This is a genomic window from Bacteroides mediterraneensis (genome assembly GCF_016900355.1).
Lineage (GTDB): Bacteria > Bacteroidota > Bacteroidia > Bacteroidales > Bacteroidaceae > Phocaeicola.
The window spans coordinates 242,508-265,572 of the sequence record NZ_JACJKA010000002.1; the positions used below are offsets into that span (position 1 = coordinate 242,508).

The following is a 23,065-nucleotide window of genomic DNA, read 5'->3' on the forward strand; positions in this document are numbered from 1 at the left end:
GATTTAGTGTTGGAGAAAATTGCGGATGGTCTGCAAGGCTTCCGCTTTGGCCTTTTCCAGGTCGTCGTTGACAATCACCACGTCGAATTTATCGGCATAACCCAGTTCGAAAGAGGCTTTTGCCAGACGGCTCTCGATGACTTCGGGCGCATCGGTACCTCGACCGATCAGTCGCTTGCGGAGTTCTTCGATAGAGGGCGGCTGGATGAAGACCGACAGTGCCCGGTCGCCATAGAATTTCTTGATGTTGCATCCACCCACCACGTCGACGTCGAAAATCACATTCTGTCCGGCGGCGAGCTGTTTTTCTACCTGTGCCTTCAGGGTACCGTAGAAACGGTCCTTGTATACTTCTTCGTATTCCAGAAACTCGTTATTGGCAATGCGCTGCTTGAATTCTTCCGGAGTCAGGAAGAAATATTCCACACCGTTCTGTTCCGTGCCACGGGGAGCGCGGCTGGTGGCAGAGATAGAGAATGCCAGGTTCAGGTTCTGTGTCAGCAAGTAGTTGATGATGGTGGACTTGCCGGAGCCGGAAGGGGCTGAAAATATGATAAGTTTGCCTGCCATATGTTTTTACATTACGTTCAACACTTGTTCCTTGATTTGTTCCAGCTCGTCTTTCATCTGTACCACGAGATTCTGCATCTCGGCATGGTTCGACTTGCTGCCGGTAGTATTGATTTCGCGGCCCATTTCCTGTGCGATGAAGCCTAACTTCTTGCCCTGTCCGTGTCCACCTGCCATGGTTTCGCGGAAATATTTCAGGTGGTTGGCTAGACGCTGTTTTTCTTCGTTGATGTCCAGTTTCTCGATGTAGTAAATCAGTTCCTGTTCCAGACGGTTCTTGTCGTAGTCAATGCTCAGGGTCTTTTCCAGTGCGTCGGTGATGCGTTCCCGGATTTTGGTCACACGTTCCTTTTCGTAAGGTTCAATGGATTTGAGCAACCGTTCGATGTTGTCCAGTTTTTCCGTGAACTTCTTTTCGAGGGCGGCACCTTCCTGCTTGCGGAAGTCTACTAGGTGTTGCAAGGCCTCTTCAATGGTCTGTTTGGCCACAGCCCATTCTTCGTCCGACAGTTCCTGTACATCTACGCGCGTCAGCACGTCAGGCATGCGCAACAGGGTGGCAAACCAGTCCTCTGGCAACGGAATGTGGCAAGTTTCAGAAATAGTCTTTATCTGGTTGTAATAGTTTTCTACGAGAGCGGTATTGATGGGAGTGGCCGATTCGGCGGCGTCTTTTTCCACCCATATACAGAAATCCACTTTTCCGCGTTCCAAGGTCTGGGTAATCAGGTTGCGGATTTCCATTTCTTTTTCACGATACAATGGAGCGATGCGTGTGGACAAGTCCATTGCTTTGCTGTTCAACGATTTGATTTCTACGTTGATTTTTTTGTCTCCGAAGGCGGTGGTTGCTTTGCCGTATCCGGTCATTGACTGTATCATAACTCCTTTTGCTTTTTAATCATTATGAATGCAAAGGTAGGAAAAATCTGCATAAAGCGTAAGCGGCTGTGTAAAAAACGTATGAAAATCCCTGTTTGGCATGCAGATAAAACCTTGCAGCTCCTGTGGCAAAAGTGTTTTTCGGCTTGTATCTTTTCCTAAAATTGCTGGTATTTTTTCTGTCCCACAGTGTGGGATACAAAAACCACACTGTGGGATATATATTTCACACTGCGGGATACAAATCCCGCAGTGTGAAACAGAGAATATTCCTTGGGGTTCGGAAAAAATCTCTTAGGAGGATGAAATTTTACAGATCGGGAGGAGGAAATTTGCAAGACTGGTCTGCCTTTCGGGAGAGGGTTCGTCACTTTCTGCGCCTTTTTTCGTGAGAGAGTGAGAAGAAAAGTGTATATTTGCAGACTAATATAATTGTATTGAATTTAATTATGTCGTGCATTTTACATATTGAAACGTCGACGGAAGTCTGCTCTGTGGCAGTGAGCCAGGACGGAGCTTCCATTTTCTCGAAAGAAGATTTTAACGGCCCCTCACATGCGACGGTGCTGGGTGTGTTTGTGGATGAAGCTTTGTCGTTTGCCGACAGTCATGCCATTCCGGTGGATGCGGTAGCGGTGAGCTGTGGCCCGGGGTCCTATACGGGACTGCGTATCGGGGTGTCCATGGCAAAGGGAATCTGCTACGGACGGAACATTCCGTTGATCGGGCTTCCTACGCTGGAGGTGATGTGTGTGCCGGTACTGCTGGCCCACGACCTGCCGGAAGATGCTCTGCTTTGCCCGATGATTGATGCCCGCCGGATGGAAGTGTATGCGGCGGTGTACAACCGTGCGTTGAAGGTGCAGCGTGAAATCAGTGCGGATATTGTGGACGAAAACTCGTATGCGGAGTTTTTGGAAAAACATCCGGTGTATTTCTTTGGCAACGGAGCGGACAAATGCAAGGAGAAACTGACGCATCCCAATGCTCATTTCCTGGACAACGTGCATCCGTTGGCCAAATGGATGTTCCCGCTGGCCGAAAAAGCGATGGCTACGCAGGACTTCAAGGATGTGGCCTATTTCGAACCTTTCTATCTCAAGGAATTTGTAGCCTCCAAGCCGAAGAAGCTGCTGTAAACCAAGAATTTGCAGAGCTGGATGCAGCGAAAAGAAGGAATTGAATTGATTGAATAATAAGTTTTATATGGAGTATAATACCCAGCAACGAAAATTACCGCTTCCGGAATATGGAAGAAGTGTGCAGAACATGGTGGACTATGCGTTGACCATCGAAGACCGTGCAGAGCGTCAGCGGTGTGCCAATACCATCGTGAACATTATGGGAGGGATGTTTCCCCAGTTGCGCGACGTGGAGGACTTCCGCCATAAGCTGTGGGACCATCTGGCCATCATGTCCGACTTTAAACTGGATATTGACTATCCGGTGGATATCGTGAAGAAGGAAAGTCTGGAAGTGAAGCCGGAGCGGATTCCTTATTCACCGAATGTCATCCGTTACCGCCACTATGGAAGGTTCATTCAGGATTTGATTAAGATTGCGGTGGACTATCCTGAGGGTGAAGAGAAAGACCAGTTGATTAAATACATCGCCAACCACATGAAGAAAGACTATATCAACTTCAACAAGGATGGGGTGGAAGACCAGAAGATTCTGGATGATTTGTGCGAATTGTCCGACGGACGCATCAAGTTGTCGGCCGATGACTTGCATCTGGTAGAACAGCGTTCTTTCGGTCCGCGTCGCCGTCAGATGAACAACAACCAGCAGAAGAAGAAATATTAACTAAAAACCGGATACTATGGCTTCATTTGTAATCGAAGGAGGACACAAACTGCAGGGGGAGATTGTGCCTCAAGGTGCTAAAAACGAGGTGTTGCAGGTGCTTTGTGCCACTTTGCTGACCGACGAGGAAGTGACCATCTCGAACATTCCGAACATCCTGGATGTCAATAATCTGATTCAGTTGCTCCGGGATATGGGGGTAAAGGTGGCCAAGACAGGACGTCACACGTTTTCTTTCCAGGCCGACAGCGTGAATTTGGCTTATCTGGAGAGTGACGAATTTCTGGGCCGCTGCTCCAAGCTGCGGGGGTCTGTCATGCTGGTGGGACCGCTGATTTCCCGTTTCGGCAAGGCCATGATTTCCAAACCGGGAGGTGACAAGATTGGTCGCCGTCGGTTGGACACGCATTTCCTGGGTATCCAGAAATTAGGGGCCTCGTTCGATTATGATGCCGTAAAAGGACGGTTCTGCATTACCGCCGACAAGTTGAAAGGTACGTACATGTTGCTGGATGAGGCTTCTGTGACGGGTACGGCCAACATTATCATGGCGGCGGTACTGGCTGAAGGAGTGACTACCATCTACAATGCGGCCTGTGAGCCTTATGTGCAGCAGCTGTGCCGGATGTTGAACCGGATGGGGGCCAAGATTTCGGGCATCGCTTCCAACTTGCTAACCATCGAAGGAGTGAAGAGCCTGAAAGGTTGCACGCATACGGTACTGCCGGACATGATTGAGGTGGGAAGTTTTATCGGCATGGCGGCTATGACGGCCAGTGAAATTACCATCAAGAATGTGTCGTATGAGAACTTGGGTATTATTCCCGACAGCTTCCGTCGGTTGGGTATTCACCTGGAACAACGGGGCGACGACATTTATATACCGGCTCAGGAGCACTATCAGATTGATTCTTTCTTGGACGGTTCTATCATGACGATTGCCGACGCACCGTGGCCGGGACTGACTCCCGACTTGCTGAGTGTGATGCTGGTGGTGGCTACGCAGGCCAAGGGTAGTGTGCTGATTCATCAGAAGATGTTTGAAAGCCGTCTGTTCTTCGTGGACAAGCTGATTGACATGGGAGCACAGATTATCTTGTGCGACCCGCACCGGGCCGTAGTCATCGGGCACGACCGTAACTTCTGCCTGCGGGGAGGCAACATGACTTCTCCGGATATCCGTGCCGGTATTGCCTTGCTGATAGCCGCACTGGGTGCGAAAGGCATCAGCCACATTCACAACATTGAGCAGATTGACCGGGGATACCAGCATATCGAACAGCGACTGAGCGCGTTGGGAGCACGTATCACCCGTATAGAATAAGGTATGATCAGAAAAGAAGAAGTTTTTAAGATCGGAATCATCAACAAACCGCATGGGGTGAAAGGTGAAGTGTCGTTTACGTTTACCGACGACATCTTTGACCGTGTGGATTGTGACTACTTGATTTTGTTGCTGGACGGAATTTTGGTTCCGTTCTTCATCGAGGAGTATCGTTTCCGCTCCGACAACGTGGCCCTGGTGAAATTTGAGGGCGTGGATACGGCGGAAAAGGCCCGTAGCTTTACCAATGTGGAAGTGTATTTCCCGGTGAAATACATGGACGAGCAGGAGGAAATCACGTCGTGGAATTTCTTCGTCGGCTTTAAGGTGCATGATGTGCATCACGGCGATTTGGGCGAAGTGGTGGATGTAGACGATACGACGATGAATGTGCTGTTCGTCATCGAGAAGGAAGGGGAGGAACTGCTTCTTCCGGCGCATGAGGAATTTATTCTGGATATAGATAGGGTACAGAAAGTGATGACCGTGGATATTCCCGACGGATTGTTGGACTAACTAACACAGTGAGAGTATGAGAAAGAAAGGTCGTAAGGCATTTTGGAAGAACATCAAGTTTAAGTATAAACTGACGATTATCAACGAAAACACCTTGGAGGAGGTGGTAGGTATCCATGTGTCGAAATTGAACGGCTTTTCTGTATTGCTGGCGGCCTGTACGGTAATTTTCCTGTTGGCAGCCATTATCCTTGTGTTTACCCCTTTGCGGAACTACCTGCCGGGATACATGAACAGTGAGGTCCGTTCGCAGGTGGTGACCAACGCTTTAAAGGCAGATTCGCTGGTGGAGGCGCTCGATCGTCAGAACCAGTACATCATGAACATCCAGGATATCTTCAGTGGAAAAGTCAGCGTGGATACGGTACAGTCTATCGATTCGTTGACTACCATCCGCACGAATGAACTGATGAACCGTTCGAAGGAGGAAGATGATTTCCGTCGGAAATACGAGGCACGGCAGAAAGCTGAATCAGCTGCCGAAGAAGACCATAAATTGTCCGATTTGTTGTTTTTCCGTCCTACTAAGGGGATTGTGATGAAAGATTTTGCGCCATCGCGTCAGCATTACGGCGTGGATATGGCGGCGGTCATGGATGAAAGCATCGTGGCGGCCATGGACGGCAAGGTGATGATGGTGGTGCAGACGGCCGACAAGGGGTTCCTGATTCAGATTCAGCATGAACAGAATTTTATTTCCGTCTATAAACATTGCGGTACCCCGAGGAAAAAGGAAGGTGACCGCGTAAAAGGAGGAGAAGTTATCGCATTGGCCGGAACGGAAGATGAGGGCAAACATGTGTCATACGTGCATTTTGAGCTGTGGCACGAGGGAACTCCCATTGATCCGGCGAAATATGTTGTATTTTAAAGTTATGAGAAAACAGATTGCCATATTAGGTTCTACCGGATCCATCGGTACGCAGGCTCTTCAGGTTATTGGGGAGCATCCGGATTTGTATGAGGTGTATGCGCTTACGGCCAACAACAAGGTGGAATTGCTGGCTGAACAGGCACGCAAGTTTCACCCGGAAGTGGTGGTGATAGCGAATGAGGATAAGTATGCGGCGTTGAAGGAAGCATTGGCCGACGAGCCGGTGAAGGTGTATGCCGGAGCTGAGGCGTTGTGTCAGGTGGTTGAGTCGCAGCCTATCGACATCGTCTTGACGGCCATGGTGGGATATGCGGGTTTGAAACCGACCATCAATGCCATCAAGGCTGGAAAAACGATTGCATTGGCCAACAAGGAAACGTTGGTGGTAGCCGGGGAACTGATTACCGGGTTGGCGCAGCAGTATAAGACACCAATATTGCCGGTAGATTCTGAACATTCGGCCATTTTCCAGTGTTTGGAAATTAACAATCCCGTACACAAGGTGATTCTGACGGCTTCTGGAGGTCCGTTCCGTACGTTTACGATGGAACAGTTGCAGACGGTGACCAAGGAGCAGGCCTTGAAGCATCCCAACTGGTCGATGGGCGCGAAAATCACGATTGATTCTGCGTCGATGATGAACAAAGGCTTTGAGGTGATTGAAGCCAAATGGCTGTTTGGAGTGACTCCTGCACAGATTGAGGTGGTGGTACATCCGCAGTCGGTGATTCATTCCATGGTGGAATTTGAAGACGGGGCAGTGAAAGCCCAGCTGGGTGTACCCGATATGCGTCTGCCCATCCAGTATGCGTTCTCGTATCCGAAGCGGGAGCATCTTTCGGGCGAACGGTTGGATTTCGCCAAATACAATACGTTGACTTTCGAAAAGCCGGACACGCAGCGTTTCCGTAACTTGTCACTGGCTTACGAAGCCCTGCATCAGGGAGGAAATATGCCTTGCATCGTGAATGCGGCCAATGAGGTGGTGGTAGCGGCCTTCCTGAAAGACCAGATTTCATTCTTGGGAATGAGTGACGTGATTGAAAAGGCGATGACCCGCGTACCTTTCATCCAGACACCTACCTATGGCGATTATGTAGCCACGGATGCAGAAACCCGTCGTATTGCGGCAGAACTGGTGATTAACGGAATGAAATAAGAAGTGTAATCATATAAATAAAGAAAGAAGTTAAGTAGAAATGGAAACATTTTTGATTCGTGCCCTTCAGTTGATTCTCAGCTTGTCTTTGCTGGTGATTATCCATGAGGGGGGACATTTTTTCTTCGCCCGTCTGTTTAAGATTCGGGTGGAGAAGTTTTATATATTCTTTGACCCTTGGTTTTCGCTGTTCAAATACAAACCGAAGAACAGTGACACGGAATATGGAGTAGGATGGCTGCCGTTAGGCGGATATTGCAAGATTTCGGGAATGATTGATGAGTCAATGGATACCGAACAGATGAAACAGCCTGCCCAACCGTGGGAATTTCGTTCCAAACCGGCTTGGCAACGCTTGCTGGTCATGATTGGAGGGGTTTTGATGAACTTCCTGTTGGCTTTGTTCATCTATTCCATGATTCTTTTCACGTGGGGTGACCGTTATACGGCGTTGAGTGACATGACCATGGGTATGAAGTTCAACGAGCATGCACAGGAAATCGGATTCCGCGACGGAGATATTCTGAAGAGTGCCGACGGCAAGGAACTGACCCGTTTCAACATGGACATGATTCGCAGTATCGTGGAGGCCCGTGAGGTCACCGTATTGCGGAATGGACAGGAAAAGAAGATTCTGTTGCCGGAACTGAGCTTGCTGGATGTAGCGAAGGAGGACCCTATGTTTGTAGATGTGTTCTATCCGAATGTGGTTGATTCCGTATTGGCGGACGGAGGCTTTGCCAAGGCGGGCGTGCAGAAAGGAGACTCCTTGCTGGCATTCGACGGCAAACCGATGACTTCCTGGAACGAATTTTTGGATAACATGGCGGCTTTGAAGGCCAAAGCTGAACTGGATAAAAAGACATCGGGTGAGTTTACACTGGTGTATTCGCGTGCGGGTGTACGGGATACGGTCCAGGTCACGACAGACGACCAGTTTAAGGTAGCGGCCATAGGAGGTATGGTGGACTACAAGCTGCGGACACTGACCTACGGTTTCTTTGAATCGTTCCCGGCTGGAATTGCCTTAGGAGTGAATACTCTGAAGGGCTATGTGAACGACATGAAATATGTGTTCACGAAAGAAGGTGCCAAGAGCGTGGGAGGTTTTGCTACCATTGGTAGTATCTTCCCCAAAGTATGGGATTGGCAGCGTTTCTGGGAAATGACAGCTTTCTTGTCTATCATTCTGGCCTTCATGAATATTCTGCCGATACCGGCACTCGACGGAGGACATGTCTTGTTCCTGTTGTACGAGATTATTGCCCGTCGGAAGCCGAGCGACAAGTTTTTGGAATATGCGCAGATGGTGGGAATGGTCCTGCTGTTCGGCCTGCTCATCTGGGCCAACTTCAATGATGTGTTGAGGTTCTTGTTTTAGCGAAACTATCAAATGAAATAAAGACACAAGGACACAGAGAAAGGTTTCTCTGTACTTTGTGTCTTTTTTGTATAATCCATCTAATTGAATAAAAGGAATGAGGAAGAAAATCCTATTGGCCGCTATCTTGTGTGGCGGTTTTTGCCTGACGGCAATTTCTGGAGGGGAGGCGGAAGAGCATCTGCCTGGTTATCTCCAGGCGGAAAAGTTTACCAAGAGTAAACTCGACAAGATGTTGTTTTCGACCATGGTCGACCCGCACTGGTTCCAGCAGGGAACGAACTTTTGGTTTGAGTATAAGACCAGCGAAGGAAAGTTCTGGTATGTGGTCAATCCCACTGCCAAGCGTAAGGACTTGTTGTTCGACCGGGACCGTCTGGCTTCGCAGTTGACGGAGATTGTGCAGGACCCGTTTGAGGCCCATCAGTTGCCTATTGCCGATTTGAAGGCAGGAGAAGACGGACGTACCTTTACATTCAAGGTGGTGTCAAAAGCCGACTCTACTTTCTATTTCTCGTACGACTATCCTACTCAGAAGCTGACATACCTGAAGGACAAGGAGAAAGAACCAGAGGAAGTGGACTGGGCTTCTGTATCGCCGGATGGGCAGCGGGTCATCTATGCCAAGGATTGTGATTTGTACTACATGAGCATTGACGATTACCAGAAGGCCCGGAAGAATGAGAAAGACAGTACCATTGTAGAGGTGCGTCTGACAACCGACGGAACACCGGACTTCGGGTATGGCATTCCTTACAGTACGCTGAATACAGACACGTTGTGTAATGGCAAGCGCCGGGGTGCATGGGGATACTGGTCGCCCGATTCCAAGTATTTTGCGACCATCATTGCAGATCAGCGGAATGTGAAACCTTTGTGGGTCATCAATTCCATAGCGGAACCGCGTCCTACCCTGGAGACCTATAAGTATGAGATGCCGGGAGAGACCGGTATGCCGGAATATCATTTGTATTTGTTCGATATGCAGGCAGGTACACGGAAAGAAATCCGTACGGCAGCCTGGAAGAACCAGTCGATTGACTTGGAAGGAAAGCCGCTGGAACAGAAACAGCGTGACAAGGAATTGGTTCCGCGTATTTGGCAGGGGGATAAGCAACGTTTCTTCCTGACCCGCAGCAGCCGTGACTTGCACCGCATTGATGTATGTACTTATACTTTGGGAGAAGATTCCATTGTGCCGATGGTTAAGGAACGGATGAATACTTACCAGGAAACTCGTCCTATCCATGTGTTGAATGGAGGAAAAGAGTTTATCCAGTGGAGTGAACGCGACGGTTGGGCACACCTTTATTTATACGATGACAAGGGAAACCTGAAGAACCGTATCACGGAAGGCCCTTGGCACGTAGAGCGTGTGGTGAAGGTGGATGAGGCTACTCGCACCGTATATTTTGTAGCCAACGGACGTGAGAAAGATGAGAATCCGTATTATGAACATTTCTATAAGGTCAATGTGAACGGCAGCGGATTGAAACAGCTGACTCACGGAGAATTCTTCCATGCCGTAGAGATGGACGATGAGGCTCGTTTCTTTGTCGACAATTATTCACGGGCCAACACCATTCCTTGTGCGGACTTGTTGGATCGTAATGGTAATAAGGTGATGACCATACAGGAAAGCGATTTCTCTTCTTTGAAAGCGGCTGGTTACCAGTTCCCGGAACCGTTTAAGGTAAAGGCAGCCGATGGAGTGACCGATTTGTATGGCGTGATGTACAAGCCGTTTGATTTCGATTCTACCAAGGTTTATCCGATTATTGACTATGTCTATCCGGGTCCGCAGGTAGAAGCTGTGGATTATCCGTTCCGTCGGATGAGTGTCCGTACCGACCGCTTGGCACAGGCCGGATTTATCGTGATAACCGTGGGGCAGCGTGGTGGTCACCCTAGCCGTTCTAAATGGTATCACAACTACGGTTACGGAAACATGCGTGATTATCCGCTGGCCGACCATAAGGCGGCTGTGGAGCAGCTGGCAGCGCGTTATCCTTTCATTGATATTACGCGAGTAGGTATTCACGGACATTCCGGAGGCGGATTCATGTCGACTGCGGCCATCTGTCAATATCCGGATTTCTACAAGGCTGCCGTATCGTGTGCGGGTAATCATGATAACCGTATCTACAACCGCTGGTGGAGTGAAACCCATCACGGTGTGAAGGAAGAAATTTCTGAGAAGGGAGATACGACGTTTGCCTATAAGATTGCCACTAACCCGGAAATTGTGAAGCAGTTGAAGGGACACCTGATGCTGGTACACGGAGACATTGACAACAATGTACATCCGGGAAACACGATTCGTGTGGTTAATGCCCTGATTCGGGCCAACAAGCGTTTCGAGATGTTGATTCTGCCGGGACAGCGCCACGGTTTCGGCGACATGGATGAATATTTCTACTGGCGTATGGTGGATTTCTTCTCAAAATACCTGAAAGGAAAGCAGGAGGATTCGGTAGATATTCCCCAGCGATAATTCTTCATTATGTGAGATAACTTTATACAGCGGGAGGGCTCTGGTAGTCATTCCGCTGTTTTTTTGTGGATACTTTCTTATTTGTGTGAATGGAGCAAAGAGTAAGGCCTTCTTTTTGTTCGGGCTTGCTGAAATTTATGCATAATCAACGGGTCCTTCAGTTTTTTACGTTGAGTCATGAAAATCGGGGGTGTAGGGCGAAGCATTGTGGCTATAAGGGATGGAAGTGAATGTTTATTCTTCCGATAGCTGACGTATAGATACAAAAAAAGCGAGAGCTCATCCGAACCTCCGCTGCCTTCCTAAAGAACCCCCATTTAAGGGTTCTTTTCATCTTCTTAATTTTTGTGTCCTGTTATCCTTTCTACTTTTTCTTTTTACCCGAAGATATTCCAATACCTTCTCAAACCTAATTCCTGAAAACTTTTACCTTTAAAATCTAATACCTTGTACTTAATAAATAATCTAATACCTTAATAGTCTAGCTAATACCTTAAATGAATTGCTTTTTACCTTTCGTTTCTCTAATACCTTAGTAATTTCTTTTTCTTTTTACCTATTGGTTTCACAACCACACTGCAAAGGTAAATCTTTTTTCATTGACTGCAAGAAGTAGTATCTTGTTTTTTTACTAAATAGTTGTTTTCATGATATAAATCAAGATTTGGCCTATTGGGGGCTTTGTGTGCGGAAACGAAACTCCGTGTGCGAAAACGGTGAATTTTGTGCACGATAACGGGCCTAAAATGGGTGGAAAATGACAAAATGAATGCCGTACTTTTAGTTACGAATTTATGAACTAAAAGTACGGCATTTGTCAAAAACGTAGGTAAGCTATTATTTGAGCTTCAGAATCCGTTGGTTGCTGCTTCCACAAAAATCTAAAAAAGGGGAATAGAGCGACTCGATGAAAGGACCGTCCACCAGTACGTGAATGTAGGGGAGGAGTTCTTTTCGTTCCGGATCCTGAAGAAGTTGTTCGTAGGTGTAGCCCGTGTAACACCAGATGTGCATGCCCGTACGCTGACTGATGGCTTTCAGTACCGGGAGAAACTCTTTCGGGTTGTAGAAGGGGTCGCCTCCCGAGAAGGTCACCCCGTCGAGCAACGGATTGTCATTGATTTCCTGAATCATCTGCTCCAGCACTTCCGGCGTGAGCGGTTTCCCAGCTTGGGGGTTCCAGGATTCCGGATTGTGGCAGCCCTTGCAACGGTGGCTGCATCCGGCTAAATAGATAGAGTAGCGGATGCCCTCCCCGTCGACAATGGTTTCTGGATATGTATATAAATAATGTAACATCACTCGTAAAAAGGATTATGCATGCTTTACACGGTCGCGCTCTTCCGCCCGTTTGGCCGAGTTCCAACTGTTGAGGTCGCCCGTCAGGTAACCTGTGATGCGGCGCATGCGCAGGATGTTTTCTCCGTTGCACACCGGACAGAGGCTATAGATGACCCCCTTGTAACCGCAGTCGTGACAGGTGTCTACCGGATGATTGATGGAGCCGTAGCCAATCTGTTCGTCGTGCATTACCTTGACAATCTTGGCGATGGCCTTCACGTTCTTCTGCGCTTCTCCGTCCAGTTCCACATAGGTGATGTGTCCGCCTCTGGTCAAGGCATGGAAAGGAGCTTCCCGCTTGATCTTCTCCACAATCGTAATCGGCTCTTTCACGTCCACATGGAACGAATTGACGTAGTAGTCGCGGTCGTTCACTCCTTCGATGATACCGTATTTCCGTTTGTCCATCCGGGTGAAACGGCCGGAAAGTCCTTCTGCCGGCGTAGCCAGTACGGAATAGTTTAAACCGTATTTCTGTTTATAAGCCTCTGCCGCCTTGTTCATTTCTTCTACGGCCGCATAGAGCGTTTCCCAGGCTTTCGGATTATGTCCGTGCCCTTGTCCGTAGAGTGCCACCATGGCGTTGTGCCCTCCGATGAAGCCGATGCCCAAGGTACCCTGGTTCAGCACGTCGCCCACCTCCTCATTCGGATGACGCTGTGCGCCGCCTTTCCATACGTTGTTGCCCATCATGAACGGGAACTGCCGGGCGAGGGCCGTACGCTGGTATTGGTAGCGGGTGTATAATTGCTCGGCAATGAATTCCGCCATGGAGTGAACCGATTGGAGGAAGAACTCCTTTGCTTTTTCCAGGCGGTTTTCCGGAGTCTCGTCCACAAAAGCTTCCGCTTTGCGATGCGCTTCGATGGCCAGTCGCGGCAGATTCATGGTCGTAAAGGAGAGGTTTCCTCGTCCCAGTGAGGTTTTTTCTCCGTGCAGGTTTTCGAACACACGGGTACGGCATCCCATGGTCGCCAGCTCATAGCGGTAGCGTTTCGGGTCGTCGGCCCGCCATTTCTCGTGCGTGTTGAACGGGGTATCCAGAAACATGAAGTTCGGGAACAACGCCTTGGCCGTGGTACGGCAAGCCTGCAGGAAGAGGTCGAAGTTCGGACATTCGAAAGTCACCTTCCCTTCCAGGGCCGCTTCAAAGTCCTGTATGGCCAACTGGTAGTCGGCATCCGAGTAAGTCACCCCGTTTTTGACCTTGAAAATCTGAATCGGGAACACCGGTACTTCTCCGTGATTGCCCAAGCCTTCGATGGTAGCTTTCAGCAATTCCTGGATGACCATTCTTCCCTCGGCCGAGGTGTCGGTACCGTAATTGATGGAACTGAAAACCACCTGGTTCCCTCCGCGGGAATGCATGGTGTTCAGGTTATGGATGAAGCCTTCCATGGCCTGGTGCGTGTCTTTGCGGGTCTGAGCCAGCGTCTTGCGCAACACGTAGTCCAGTTCTTCCTGTGTCAGCGTGAGGCCTTGGTTTGCTAAAAAGTGGAGGTAAGCAGTACGCGTTTCTTCTCCGGCTTCGATGCTCTGGAAATGCGTGCGTATCCCCTGAAGAATTTCTTTTTCGTCGGTTTCAATTCTTTTGAGGTCGAACAACAGGCTGAGGTGCGTAGCCAGGATTTTCTGGAAACTTTTCAGTACCCCTTTGGCCATGAAAAAGTCGAAGGCTGGAATGGCCTGTCCTCCATGTTGTTCATTCTGGTTGGTCTGGAAGATGATGGTCGCCAGTGTGGCATAGCTCTGGATAGACTGCGGCGTACGGATACTGCCGTTTTTGGTATGGAAACCCCGTTCAAACAAGTCGTCCAGGTCGTACTGGATACAAGTCGTCGTTTTAGTGGGATAATAGTCCAAGTCGTGAATATGGATGTCGCCCAACTGATGTGCCTCGGCATACTGCTTGGGCAGCAAATATTTGTAGGTATAATCCTTGGTGATTTCAGAAGCGAACGTCATCATCTGTCCGGCCGGCGTATGGCTCGACATGTTGGCGTTGCTCAGGTTCACGTCGTTCTTGTCGATGGCCACGATGCCGTCCATGATGTGCTTGATGTGGGTTTTGCGCTCCCGTTCGGTGTTGCGCCACTGGCGGTAGATGATGTATTTCTTGGCCACTTCCGGCTGTACTTTCATGAGTTCGTTTTCCACGAGGTCCTGGATGTCTTCCACCCCGATGGTCTGTTGGGTGAAATGAGACACCACCTGTCGAGTGATGGCTTCTATTTCCTCCTCCTGGAAGTCGATGCCGGTTGCCTTGAACGCTTTGCCGATGGCATTGGTGATTTTTGCGGCCGAAAAGTTCTCCTGCTTTCCGTCGCGCTTGATGATACGGATTTCTGTCAGATTCATTTTCTGTAAATTAAAGAGTGAGACATAAATTGGGGCTTTTCCGGGCAGGTCTTCTGACTGATCTCTCGCCGTAGACGCCTTCCCATGAGCGGGCTCACAGTGGCTTGCAGCGCATGTCACGGCTTTTACAAGAATCACAGCAGCAGGTACTGTCGCCGATTTGCACGGCATTCCCTTTTGAAACGGTTAAGTTACCTTCGGAAAAGTGGAACAAAGATAGACGTTTGGGAGGAAAATAAAAAATGAGAATTTAGACAAGTTTCTAAATTTGGCAAACTTTTTCAGTATAAATTCTGCTTACAACATGCTGTGACCGCGTATTTTGGTGAACTGTAATTTATACAGGTTTTTGAATATTGGAAACTTCCAGATTATTCCTTAGTTTAAGGGAGAAAGGGAAAAGGAGAAGAAAAAGCCCCTCACGACCCCCGGCAGCAGCATGCATACAGGCATCGTGAGAGACGGCAGATTATTTCTTTTCGGGCAGGTTGACCGGTTTCAGGCCCATCTGTTCCGCTTTTTTCAGCATAAAGTCGAAGGCCGCATCGTGTTCGTTCGGAATCACCCCGTCGAGGATGGCATCCTTGATGGAGCTTTTCAGGCTGCCGATTTCACGGCAAGGCTGGAGGTTGAATACGTGCATAATTTCTGCTCCGTCCACTGGCGGTTGGAAGTTCCGGATACGGTCTTTCTCTTCCAAGTCCTTCAGTTTCTGGCGCACCAGCTTGAAATTGTCCAGGAAGCGCTGCTTGCGGGCTTCGTTCTTCGAGGTAATGTCGGCCTCGCAGAGCATCATCAGGTCGTCGATGTCGTCGCCGGCCTCAAACAGCAGGCGGCGCACGGCCGAGTCGGTCACTTCCTCGTCGGCAATGACGATGGGGCGCATGTGCAGTCCCACGAGCTTCTGCACGTATTTCATTTTCTCGTTCATCGGGAGCTTCATCTTGCGGAAGATTTCCGGAATCATCTTTTCCCCGATGAAGTTATGGTTGTGGAAAGTCCATCCCGCCTTGGGCTCCCAGCGTTTCGTTCTCGGTTTACCGATGTCGTGGAGCAGGGTCGCCCAGCGCAGCCACAGGTCGTTAGTCACTTTGGAGATGTTGTCCACTACTTCCAAGGTATGGTAGAAATTATCCTTGTGTCCGCGTCCGTTGCGTACTTCCACCCCTTGCAGGGCCACCAGTTCCGGGAAAATCAGTTCCAGCAGGCCACAGCGGTCCAGGTCGATAAACCCTTTCGACGGAACCGGCGACAAGAGAATCTTGTTCAGTTCGTCGGCGATGCGTTCGCGGGAGATAATCTTGATGCGGTCCTTGTTGCGTTCCAATGCCGCGAAAGTCTCGTCGTCGATGTAGAAATTCAACTGTGTAGCAAAACGGATGCAGCGCATCATGCGCAGCGGGTCGTCGCTGAAGGTGATGTCCGGGTCGAGCGGTGTACGGATGGTCCGTACCTTCAGGTCATCCAGTCCTCCGAACGGGTCCACCAGCTCTCCGTAGCGGTCCTTGTTCAGGCAGACCGCCATGGCATTGATGGTAAAGTCTCTCCGGTTCTGGTCGTCTTCCAGCGTGCCGTCTTCCACCACGGGTTTGCGACTGTCGTGGCTGTACGATTCTTTCCGTGCCCCCACGAACTCCACTTCCGTGTCCTTGAATTTGACTTGTGCCGTACCAAAGTTCTTGAATACAGATATATGAGCACCTCGCCCCAGCTTCTTCCCGAAAGCCTGTGCGATTTCAATTCCGCTTCCCACTACCACTACGTCGATGTCCTTGGAAGGCCGGTACAGGAAGAGGTCTCTCACGTATCCTCCCACCACATAACATTCCAGTCCCAGCTCATCGGCTGTTTCCGAGATCAGTTTGAAAATTCGGTCGGTGAAGTGTTCTTTTAATTCCATTCGTTGTTTCTTTTTCAATTTGCCTGCAAAGGTACAAAAAAAATCCCTTAGTCCATTTCTTGCCACCAATTTGAAGTCCAGCGGTTGCCTTTCACGGAGGTGGTAAGCCTCGTTTCAGTACGCCAGACAGATAAGAATTTGGTAGAGAGCAGATAAGAAGGAGGCATTTTTCTAAATGTCCCTATGTAAAAATCAAATTCAAACGGCAAATTCTCTGTTTCACACTGTGAAATACAAAAACCACAGTGTGGAATATATATTTCACACTGTGGGATACAAATCCCATACTGTGAAACAGAGAATATATTGAAGAGTTTGGAGGAATATAACGGCGCGTATGGAGAAATGCATAAAGGAAAGCGAGAGAAGTGTGGAAAATGCACGGAAAAAAGAACGAATGTGCGGAGGAGTTCCGAAAATAGTTGTATTTTTGTCGCTATAGAATCATGTATAAACGTATGAAAAAGATTGGATTATTGATTTTTCCAATGGCTGTGGCCCTGTGTGGATGCCAGAGTGACGAGAAACGTGCCGGAGAACTGTTCCAGCGTGCGGAAACGGCGTACGCTGCCGGTGAGTATAGTTTGGCCAAGTTGCAGATTGACAGTATCCGTACCTTGTATCCCAAGGCATTTGAGGTGCGGAAAGCCGGCATCAAGCTGATGCAGCAGATTGACCTGGCCGAACAGACCAAGACGTTGACCTATTTGGACAGTATGATGACGCTCAAACAGGCGGCCTTGGATTCCATTAAAGGGAAGTTTGTACTGGAGAAAGATACGGCTTATCAGGAAGTGGGCAATTATTTCTATCCTACCCAGGTGGTGGAAAAGAACATCGGCCGTTCTTTCCTGCGTGCACAGGTGAGCGAGCAGGGCGAGATGTCGCTGACCTCTATTTATTGTGCCGGGGGAAGCATCCATCACACGGCGGTAAAGGTGAGTGTGGACGATACGTTTGCGGAAACCCCGCAGTCGGTCGACAGCTATGAGACCACTGACTTGGGTCGCCCGGTAGAGAAGGCCGACTACAAGTTAGGGCAGGACGGAGGCGTCATCGCATTCTTGGTGGCTAACCGCGACAAGAAGAACATCCGTCTGGAGTTTATCGGCGACCGTAACTACAAGACGGTGATGCGTCCGGACGATGTGAAGGCTGTGGCCGAGCTGAGCGAACTGGCCCGTGTGCTTTCTGCAATGGAAGAAATCAAGAAAGAACAGAAGGAAGCCAATCTGAAAATCAAGTTTGTAAAGCGGAAGATGGAAGAGAATCCGGAGGAATAAAATTCTCGGATATTGTTCTTACCTATTATAGATTTTGTGTGCAACAGGAAGCAATGCCTGTTGCACATTTACTTTTGTGGAAAATTTAGTATTATGAAACTCAAAAATGTATTTGCATGTACGGCATTTGCCACCCTGATGGTGGCCAATGTCGGGGCGCAAGAAGCTCCCCAATTGGGGAAAGCCTCTTTGGACGAGGTCATTCAGGCAATGACCCTGGAAGAAAAAGTCAGTTTGTTGGTTGGCAGTGCGGGTAAGTTTGATAGCAATCAAACTGCTACAATAGGGAGTCAAGGTGAGTTGGTGCCGGGTGCTGCGGGCGAGACCAATGCGATTCCTCGCTTGGGTATTCCGGCGACGGTGTTGTCTGATGGCCCTGCGGGGGTACGTATCTCGCCGACGCGTGAGAATACGAGCCAGACTTTTTATTGTACCCATTTCCCGGTGGAAACCTTGCTGGCTTCTACGTGGAACACCGAACTGGTGCAGCAGGTAGGAGAGGCCATGGGAGAGGAGGCAAAGCGTTATGGCGTGGATGTTTTGCTGGGGCCGGCCACCAATATTCACCGGAATCCGCTGAACGGACGAAACTTTGAGTATTATTCCGAAGACCCTTTGCTGGCAGGAGAGATGGCGGCGGCCATGATTGAAGGCGTCCAGTCGAACGGTGTCGGCACTTCGTTGAAGCATTTTGCCCTGAACAACCAGGAAACGAACCGTACCAGCAACGATGTGGTGGTGTCTCCGCGTACTTTCCGTGAAATTTATCTCAAGCCGTTCGAAATTGCGGTGAAGAAAGCAAAGCCGTGGACCATCATGAGTTCTTACAATAAAATCAACGGGACATACGCTTCCGAAAGATCTGATTTGCTGACCGATATTTTGCGCCATGAATGGGGCTTCGACGGGATGGTAATGACTGACTGGTTTGGCGGGCAGCACACCACCTGGCAGATGGAGGCTGGCAATGACTTGCTGATGCCGGGAAAGAAAAGCCAGTGTGAAGACATCATCAAGGCCGTGAGAAGCGGGGTGTTGTCGCAGGACATCATCAACCGGAACGTCCGTCATATTTTGGAATACATTCTCCGTACGCCTCGTTTTAAGGGATACCAGGCTACGAACGACCCTGATTTGCCGCATCATGCCCAGATTACGCGGGCTTCGGCTTCCGAAGGAATGATTCTGCTGGAGAATAAAGACATGACCCTTCCGCTGGATAAGAAGGCGGCCAAACGCATCGCTCTTTTCGGTTGTACGTCGTATGATTTCATTGCAGGAGGTACCGGTAGTGGAGATGTGAACAGTCGGTACACCGTGTCTTTGTCCGAAGGGTTGAAGGCCGGTGGCTTTAAACTGGATAAAACTTTGACCAGTTTGTATGAAACCTATCTGGCCGAACAGAAAAAAATCTTGGACAAGTCAAAAGGATTCTGGGGACACCGTCCGCGGGCCAAAGAAATGCAGATGGACAAGAAACAGTTAGAGCAGGCCGCTTCACAAAATCAGGTGGCCATTGTGACCATTGGCAAGACATCGGGTGAATTCTTGGACCGCAGCATTCGTTCCAATTTTAACCTGGTGGCAGAAGAGAAGGAACTGATTCAGAATGTGTGCGAAGCATTCCATGCTCGGCACAAAAAAGTGATTGTGATTTTGAATGTCTGTGGCGTGATTGAAACCGCCAGCTGGCGCGAAGCTCCCGATGCCATCCTGCTGGCTTGGATGGGCGGACAGGAAGGCGGGAATACCGTAGCCGATATTCTTTCAGGCAAGGTCAATCCGTCGGGCCGTCTGCCGATGACCTTCCCGATGCTGTATGCCGATGTACCTTCCAAAGACAATTTCCCGGACCTCGATTCCATTTCGGAGGAAGATATGAACAAGGCATTGCAGAATTTCATGAATGTCCGTACTTCCGGCGATAGAAAGAATTTCGATGTGACTACGTATGAGGAAGGCATCTTTGTGGGATACCGTTATTATGATACGAAAAATGTACCGGTAGCTTATCCGTTTGGATTTGGTTTGTCTTACACCACTTTCGATTATGCAGATGCGTCGGCACAGGTAGAAGGTGATCAGGTAAAGGTTTCGTTGAAAGTCAAGAACACAGGCAAGGTGGCCGGAAAAGAAGTCGTGCAGATTTATGTATCGGCTCCCGGAAAGGATATGGCAAAACCGAAGAAAGAACTGAAAGCCTTCCAGAAGACTCCGTTATTCCAGCCGGGTGAAACCCAGGAACTCCAGTTCCAGATTCCGGTGGATGCGTTGGCTTCTTTCAATGAAAAAGACAGCCGTTGGCAAGTAGAAGGAGGACAATACCAAGTACATGTGGCTCAGAACAGCCGGGATGTAAAAGTGAGTCTGCCGATTCAGCTTTCTGGCAAAATTACGGAAACCGTACAGCCGCTAATGTTGCCGGTGGCAGAGTGGTAATAAATTTGATCAGATAGAAGCAAGTCCATCTCAAAATTGCTTTGAGATGGACTTTTTTTATCCTTCACATCGTCATTGATAATTAAGCATTTTCACGTTTCATGAGGTGCTTGATGCGTCGGATGCGGGGCAAACGTCCCACTACATTCTGATTTAAGAACTTCCCGAAGAGAATGAGGGCCAGGAACAAGACTCCGACGATGCAGACCCAGCCGTACATTTCTTTCAGGCTGACCAGTGTGGCCTGTTTCATGGCTTCCCCATAGATGCTATGGAAGGTTTGCATATTGAGAGCCGTGTTCACCTCGTCCAGTTCGATGGAGAGGGTCTGGAAGTTTTCCGGGAGGATGTACTGCCATACCCGGCTATAGATGGCACCTCCCAGTACGGAACCGAATCCGGTACGGATGAAGCCCAGGATGGACAGCACCTGAAAGAAATGCTGGAAGGGGACGATACCGGTGACATATACTGTGAGCGAGATGTACAGGATGATGTAACCGGCTCCGCGCAGCAGGGTAGGGACGTAGAGCCATTCGATGTTCATGTTCGGGTCGATGAGGAAGTACATGAAACACTGGTAGCCCACAATCAGGGCAAATCCCAAAAAGACGGGCACTTTGTATCCTCCGTGCAGGCGGACGTGCCACTGGTAGGCAAAGATACATCCCAACACCGTACCTCCGAAATTCCACCAGTTCAGCGAGATGTCGTTCAATACATCGTATTGCAGGATGCCGTGTGTGAAAATGTTTTGCAGGACGGTCGGGGCTGCCAAGAAGAAGCAGAGCATCAGAAACAGGAAGAGCAGGGACGTGAGGTTACGGTACTTGAAGGCTTCTAGGGCGATGTACGGATGCCGGCGGACAATCATCCGGTGGATGCTGAGGGCCAACGAGAGAATGGCAATCAGGGTACCGAGGAGGATTTGCAGGGAATCGAACCAGTCGTAGAACTTGCCATATTCGAACACGAAGATGACAGACAGCAGGAAGATGGACCACAAGGCGCCTCCCAGCCAGTCGATGCCGAACAGGGGCAGCGGCTTCATGAAGCGGAAGTGGCGAGTGAGGGCAGCCGTGAGTCCCCACAGCACGAACAGCAGTCCCATGATGAACCAGTGCATGGAATGCCAATTGCTCCAGTAGCCCAGGTAGACGGTGAGCAGACCCGAAAGCTGGATGCTTCCCAGTACAATCATATACACCACGGGAAAGAACACGGCGAAGTTACGGGTCGGTGTCAGGCTCAGCTGTACGTTCGACAGAGCTTCGAAGGTACCCCACATGCGCAGCATCCCCGCAAAGAAGCAGACAATGACCAGCACCGGGAGGCTTTCGGTGCGCATCGTAATCAGGTTGCACACAATCAGAGCCGGACACACGAACAGCAGGATGCTGCGGGTGGTGAACCGGAATTTCAGACGGAACAGGATGGGGAAGATAATCGTCATGCCCACAAAGGAGGCATAACCGGCCATCATCACATCCTCCTGCATCAGGGCCAGTGAGCCGACCATCTGCGACACGGACGATAGGTAGATGCCGCCGCTGAACTGGAAGGCTACGGCAAAGAAAAGACAAAGGAACACCCGTATCTTGTCCGGCACGAAGTCGCGGAACATCATGACGCGGGTAGGCATATTCGGTCCGGCCATATCAGTATCTCACTTTACATTCTACATTCATTCCGGCACGGAGGCGTGCCAGGTCTTCCGGCTTGTTGTCGGCTGTAAATTCAATGCGTACGGGGATGCGCTGCTCCACCTTGACGAAGTTGCCGGCGGAATTATCCTGCGGCATCAGGGACAGGGAAGAGCCGGTGGCATCCGAGATGGAAGAAACCACACCCGTGAACTTCACGCCCGGTACGGCATCCACCTGAATGTCGACTTTCTGTCCGTTTTGCATGACGGAGGTCTGCGTTTCCTTGTAGTTGGCGATGACCCACTTCTCTGTTTCGTCAATCAGGGTCACCATGGTCTGTCCCGGCTGTACCAGTTGTCCTTCATGGATGTTCTTACGGCCGGTCATTCCGTCGGCCGTGGCCACGATGACGGTGTACGACAAGTTCAGCTTAGCCAGGTTCAGTTCGGCAGCCGCCACTTTGATGGCCGCGTCATTCTGCTCCAGACGCTGGGTCTGTTCATGTTTCACCAAGGAGGTGGATTGCTTCTGTCGGGTCATCTGCTCGTAGCGTGCCTTGGCTGCTCCGTATTCCGTCTTCACCCGGTCGTACTGCTGGACGGTGACGGCATTTTTCTTGATCATCGCCGTGTATCGTTTGTAGTCGGCTTCCGCATTTTTCAGGCGGACGGCTGCTTCCTGGATGCCGGCATCAGTCACTAAGATGTTGCTTTGTGTGGTACTGATGGTGGTGTACATGGCATCTTTCCCTACCAGCGCATTCTGGTAGTTGGCTTCGGCCTGTGCCAGACGCAGCAGGTATTCCGAGTTCTCAATTACCAGCAGGGTGTCTCCCTTGCGGACTTTCTGGTATTCTTCGAAATAGATTTTCTTGATGAATCCCGGCACGCGGGTGTTGATGGGGGTGATGTGTTGTTTCACCTGTGCGTTGTCGGTATATTCCACATTACCCAAGTGGACGAAATGACTGCATACCCATACAATTCCTGCGAGGATGATGACGGTAAGAATGATATTCGAAATCTGTTTGTTTCTTTTTATATTAGCCATGATGTATAAGCGTTTGAAAGTGAATGTTCTTTATATAGAGGA

General features: G+C 49.6%; 17 protein-coding genes and 1 riboswitch. Of the genes, 10 read left to right on the forward strand and 7 right to left on the reverse strand.

Going from position 1 to position 23,065, the window contains the following annotated elements; translation table 11 throughout:
- Nucleotides 1-3 precede the first annotated feature (3 nt).
- Complete coding sequence (gene gmk / locus H6A28_RS02820) at nucleotides 4-570, reverse strand: guanylate kinase (protein WP_204475774.1); 567 nt, start codon at nucleotides 568-570, stop codon at nucleotides 4-6.
- A gap of 6 nt (nucleotides 571-576) precedes the next feature.
- Nucleotides 577-1,452 carry a YicC/YloC family endoribonuclease gene (locus tag H6A28_RS02825; RefSeq protein ID WP_204475775.1) on the reverse strand — a complete coding sequence of 292 codons (876 nt, stop codon included), beginning with the start codon at nucleotides 1,450-1,452 and terminating at the stop codon, nucleotides 577-579.
- A 449-nt stretch (nucleotides 1,453-1,901) separates the two neighbouring features.
- Between H6A28_RS02825 and tsaB the strand changes: the two genes are divergently transcribed.
- From tsaB to H6A28_RS02865, 8 genes are all read left to right on the forward strand, one after another.
- Nucleotides 1,902-2,591, forward strand: a complete 690-nt coding sequence (gene tsaB, locus H6A28_RS02830; protein ID WP_204475776.1) for a tRNA (adenosine(37)-N6)-threonylcarbamoyltransferase complex dimerization subunit type 1 TsaB — start codon at nucleotides 1,902-1,904, stop codon at nucleotides 2,589-2,591.
- Between the two features lie 67 nt (nucleotides 2,592-2,658).
- Nucleotides 2,659-3,258, forward strand: coding sequence for a DUF4290 domain-containing protein (locus H6A28_RS02835; protein WP_204475777.1), 600 nt, complete (start codon nucleotides 2,659-2,661; stop codon nucleotides 3,256-3,258).
- Nucleotides 3,259-3,274: 16 nt separating this feature from the next.
- Nucleotides 3,275-4,582, forward strand: coding sequence for a UDP-N-acetylglucosamine 1-carboxyvinyltransferase (gene murA, locus H6A28_RS02840; RefSeq protein ID WP_204475778.1), 1,308 nt, complete (start codon nucleotides 3,275-3,277; stop codon nucleotides 4,580-4,582).
- A gap of 3 nt (nucleotides 4,583-4,585) precedes the next feature.
- A complete protein-coding gene (rimM, locus tag H6A28_RS02845) occupies nucleotides 4,586-5,098 on the forward strand; it encodes a ribosome maturation factor RimM (protein ID WP_204478736.1) in 513 nt (170 codons plus the stop codon).
- Nucleotides 5,099-5,114: 16 nt separating this feature from the next.
- Entirely contained in the window at nucleotides 5,115-5,969 is an 855-nt protein-coding gene (locus H6A28_RS02850) for a M23 family metallopeptidase (protein ID WP_204478737.1), read from the forward strand.
- A 4-nt stretch (nucleotides 5,970-5,973) separates the two neighbouring features.
- Nucleotides 5,974-7,131: a 1-deoxy-D-xylulose-5-phosphate reductoisomerase gene (locus H6A28_RS02855; protein WP_204475781.1), complete on the forward strand. Its 1,158-nt coding sequence runs from the start codon at nucleotides 5,974-5,976 to the stop codon at nucleotides 7,129-7,131.
- Between the two features lie 40 nt (nucleotides 7,132-7,171).
- Nucleotides 7,172-8,512: an RIP metalloprotease RseP gene (rseP, locus tag H6A28_RS02860; protein ID WP_204478738.1), complete on the forward strand. Its 1,341-nt coding sequence runs from the start codon at nucleotides 7,172-7,174 to the stop codon at nucleotides 8,510-8,512.
- 97 nt (nucleotides 8,513-8,609) lie between these two features.
- Nucleotides 8,610-11,006 carry a S9 family peptidase gene (locus tag H6A28_RS02865; RefSeq protein WP_204478739.1) on the forward strand — a complete coding sequence of 799 codons (2,397 nt, stop codon included), beginning with the start codon at nucleotides 8,610-8,612 and terminating at the stop codon, nucleotides 11,004-11,006.
- Between the two features lie 837 nt (nucleotides 11,007-11,843).
- Here the strand turns inward: H6A28_RS02865 and nrdG are convergent.
- The 3 genes from nrdG to H6A28_RS02880 form a co-directional block, all read right to left on the reverse strand.
- Entirely contained in the window at nucleotides 11,844-12,305 is a 462-nt protein-coding gene (gene nrdG, locus H6A28_RS02870) for an anaerobic ribonucleoside-triphosphate reductase activating protein (RefSeq protein ID WP_204478740.1), read from the reverse strand.
- Nucleotides 12,306-12,320: 15 nt separating this feature from the next.
- A complete protein-coding gene (locus tag H6A28_RS02875) occupies nucleotides 12,321-14,705 on the reverse strand; it encodes an anaerobic ribonucleoside triphosphate reductase (RefSeq protein ID WP_204478741.1) in 2,385 nt (794 codons plus the stop codon).
- A gap of 28 nt (nucleotides 14,706-14,733) precedes the next feature.
- A riboswitch (cobalamin riboswitch) is annotated at nucleotides 14,734-14,919 on the reverse strand.
- A gap of 255 nt (nucleotides 14,920-15,174) precedes the next feature.
- Entirely contained in the window at nucleotides 15,175-16,605 is a 1,431-nt protein-coding gene (locus H6A28_RS02880; RefSeq protein WP_204478742.1) for a CCA tRNA nucleotidyltransferase, read from the reverse strand.
- A gap of 458 nt (nucleotides 16,606-17,063) precedes the next feature.
- On the opposite strand from H6A28_RS02880, the gene H6A28_RS02885 reads away from it, so the two are divergent.
- Complete coding sequence (locus H6A28_RS02885) at nucleotides 17,064-17,888, forward strand: hypothetical protein (RefSeq protein WP_204478743.1); 825 nt, start codon at nucleotides 17,064-17,066, stop codon at nucleotides 17,886-17,888.
- 93 nt (nucleotides 17,889-17,981) lie between these two features.
- Nucleotides 17,982-20,327: a glycoside hydrolase family 3 C-terminal domain-containing protein gene (locus H6A28_RS02890; RefSeq protein ID WP_204478744.1), complete on the forward strand. Its 2,346-nt coding sequence runs from the start codon at nucleotides 17,982-17,984 to the stop codon at nucleotides 20,325-20,327.
- An 82-nt stretch (nucleotides 20,328-20,409) separates the two neighbouring features.
- On the opposite strand, the gene H6A28_RS02895 is transcribed toward H6A28_RS02890, so the two are convergent.
- Both H6A28_RS02895 and H6A28_RS02900 read right to left on the reverse strand, forming a co-directional pair.
- Entirely contained in the window at nucleotides 20,410-21,984 is a 1,575-nt protein-coding gene (locus H6A28_RS02895) for a hypothetical protein (protein WP_204478745.1), read from the reverse strand.
- Between the two features lies 1 nt (nucleotide 21,985).
- A complete protein-coding gene (locus H6A28_RS02900) occupies nucleotides 21,986-23,023 on the reverse strand; it encodes an HlyD family secretion protein (RefSeq protein ID WP_204478746.1) in 1,038 nt (345 codons plus the stop codon).
- Between the last annotated feature and the right edge of the window lie 42 nt (nucleotides 23,024-23,065).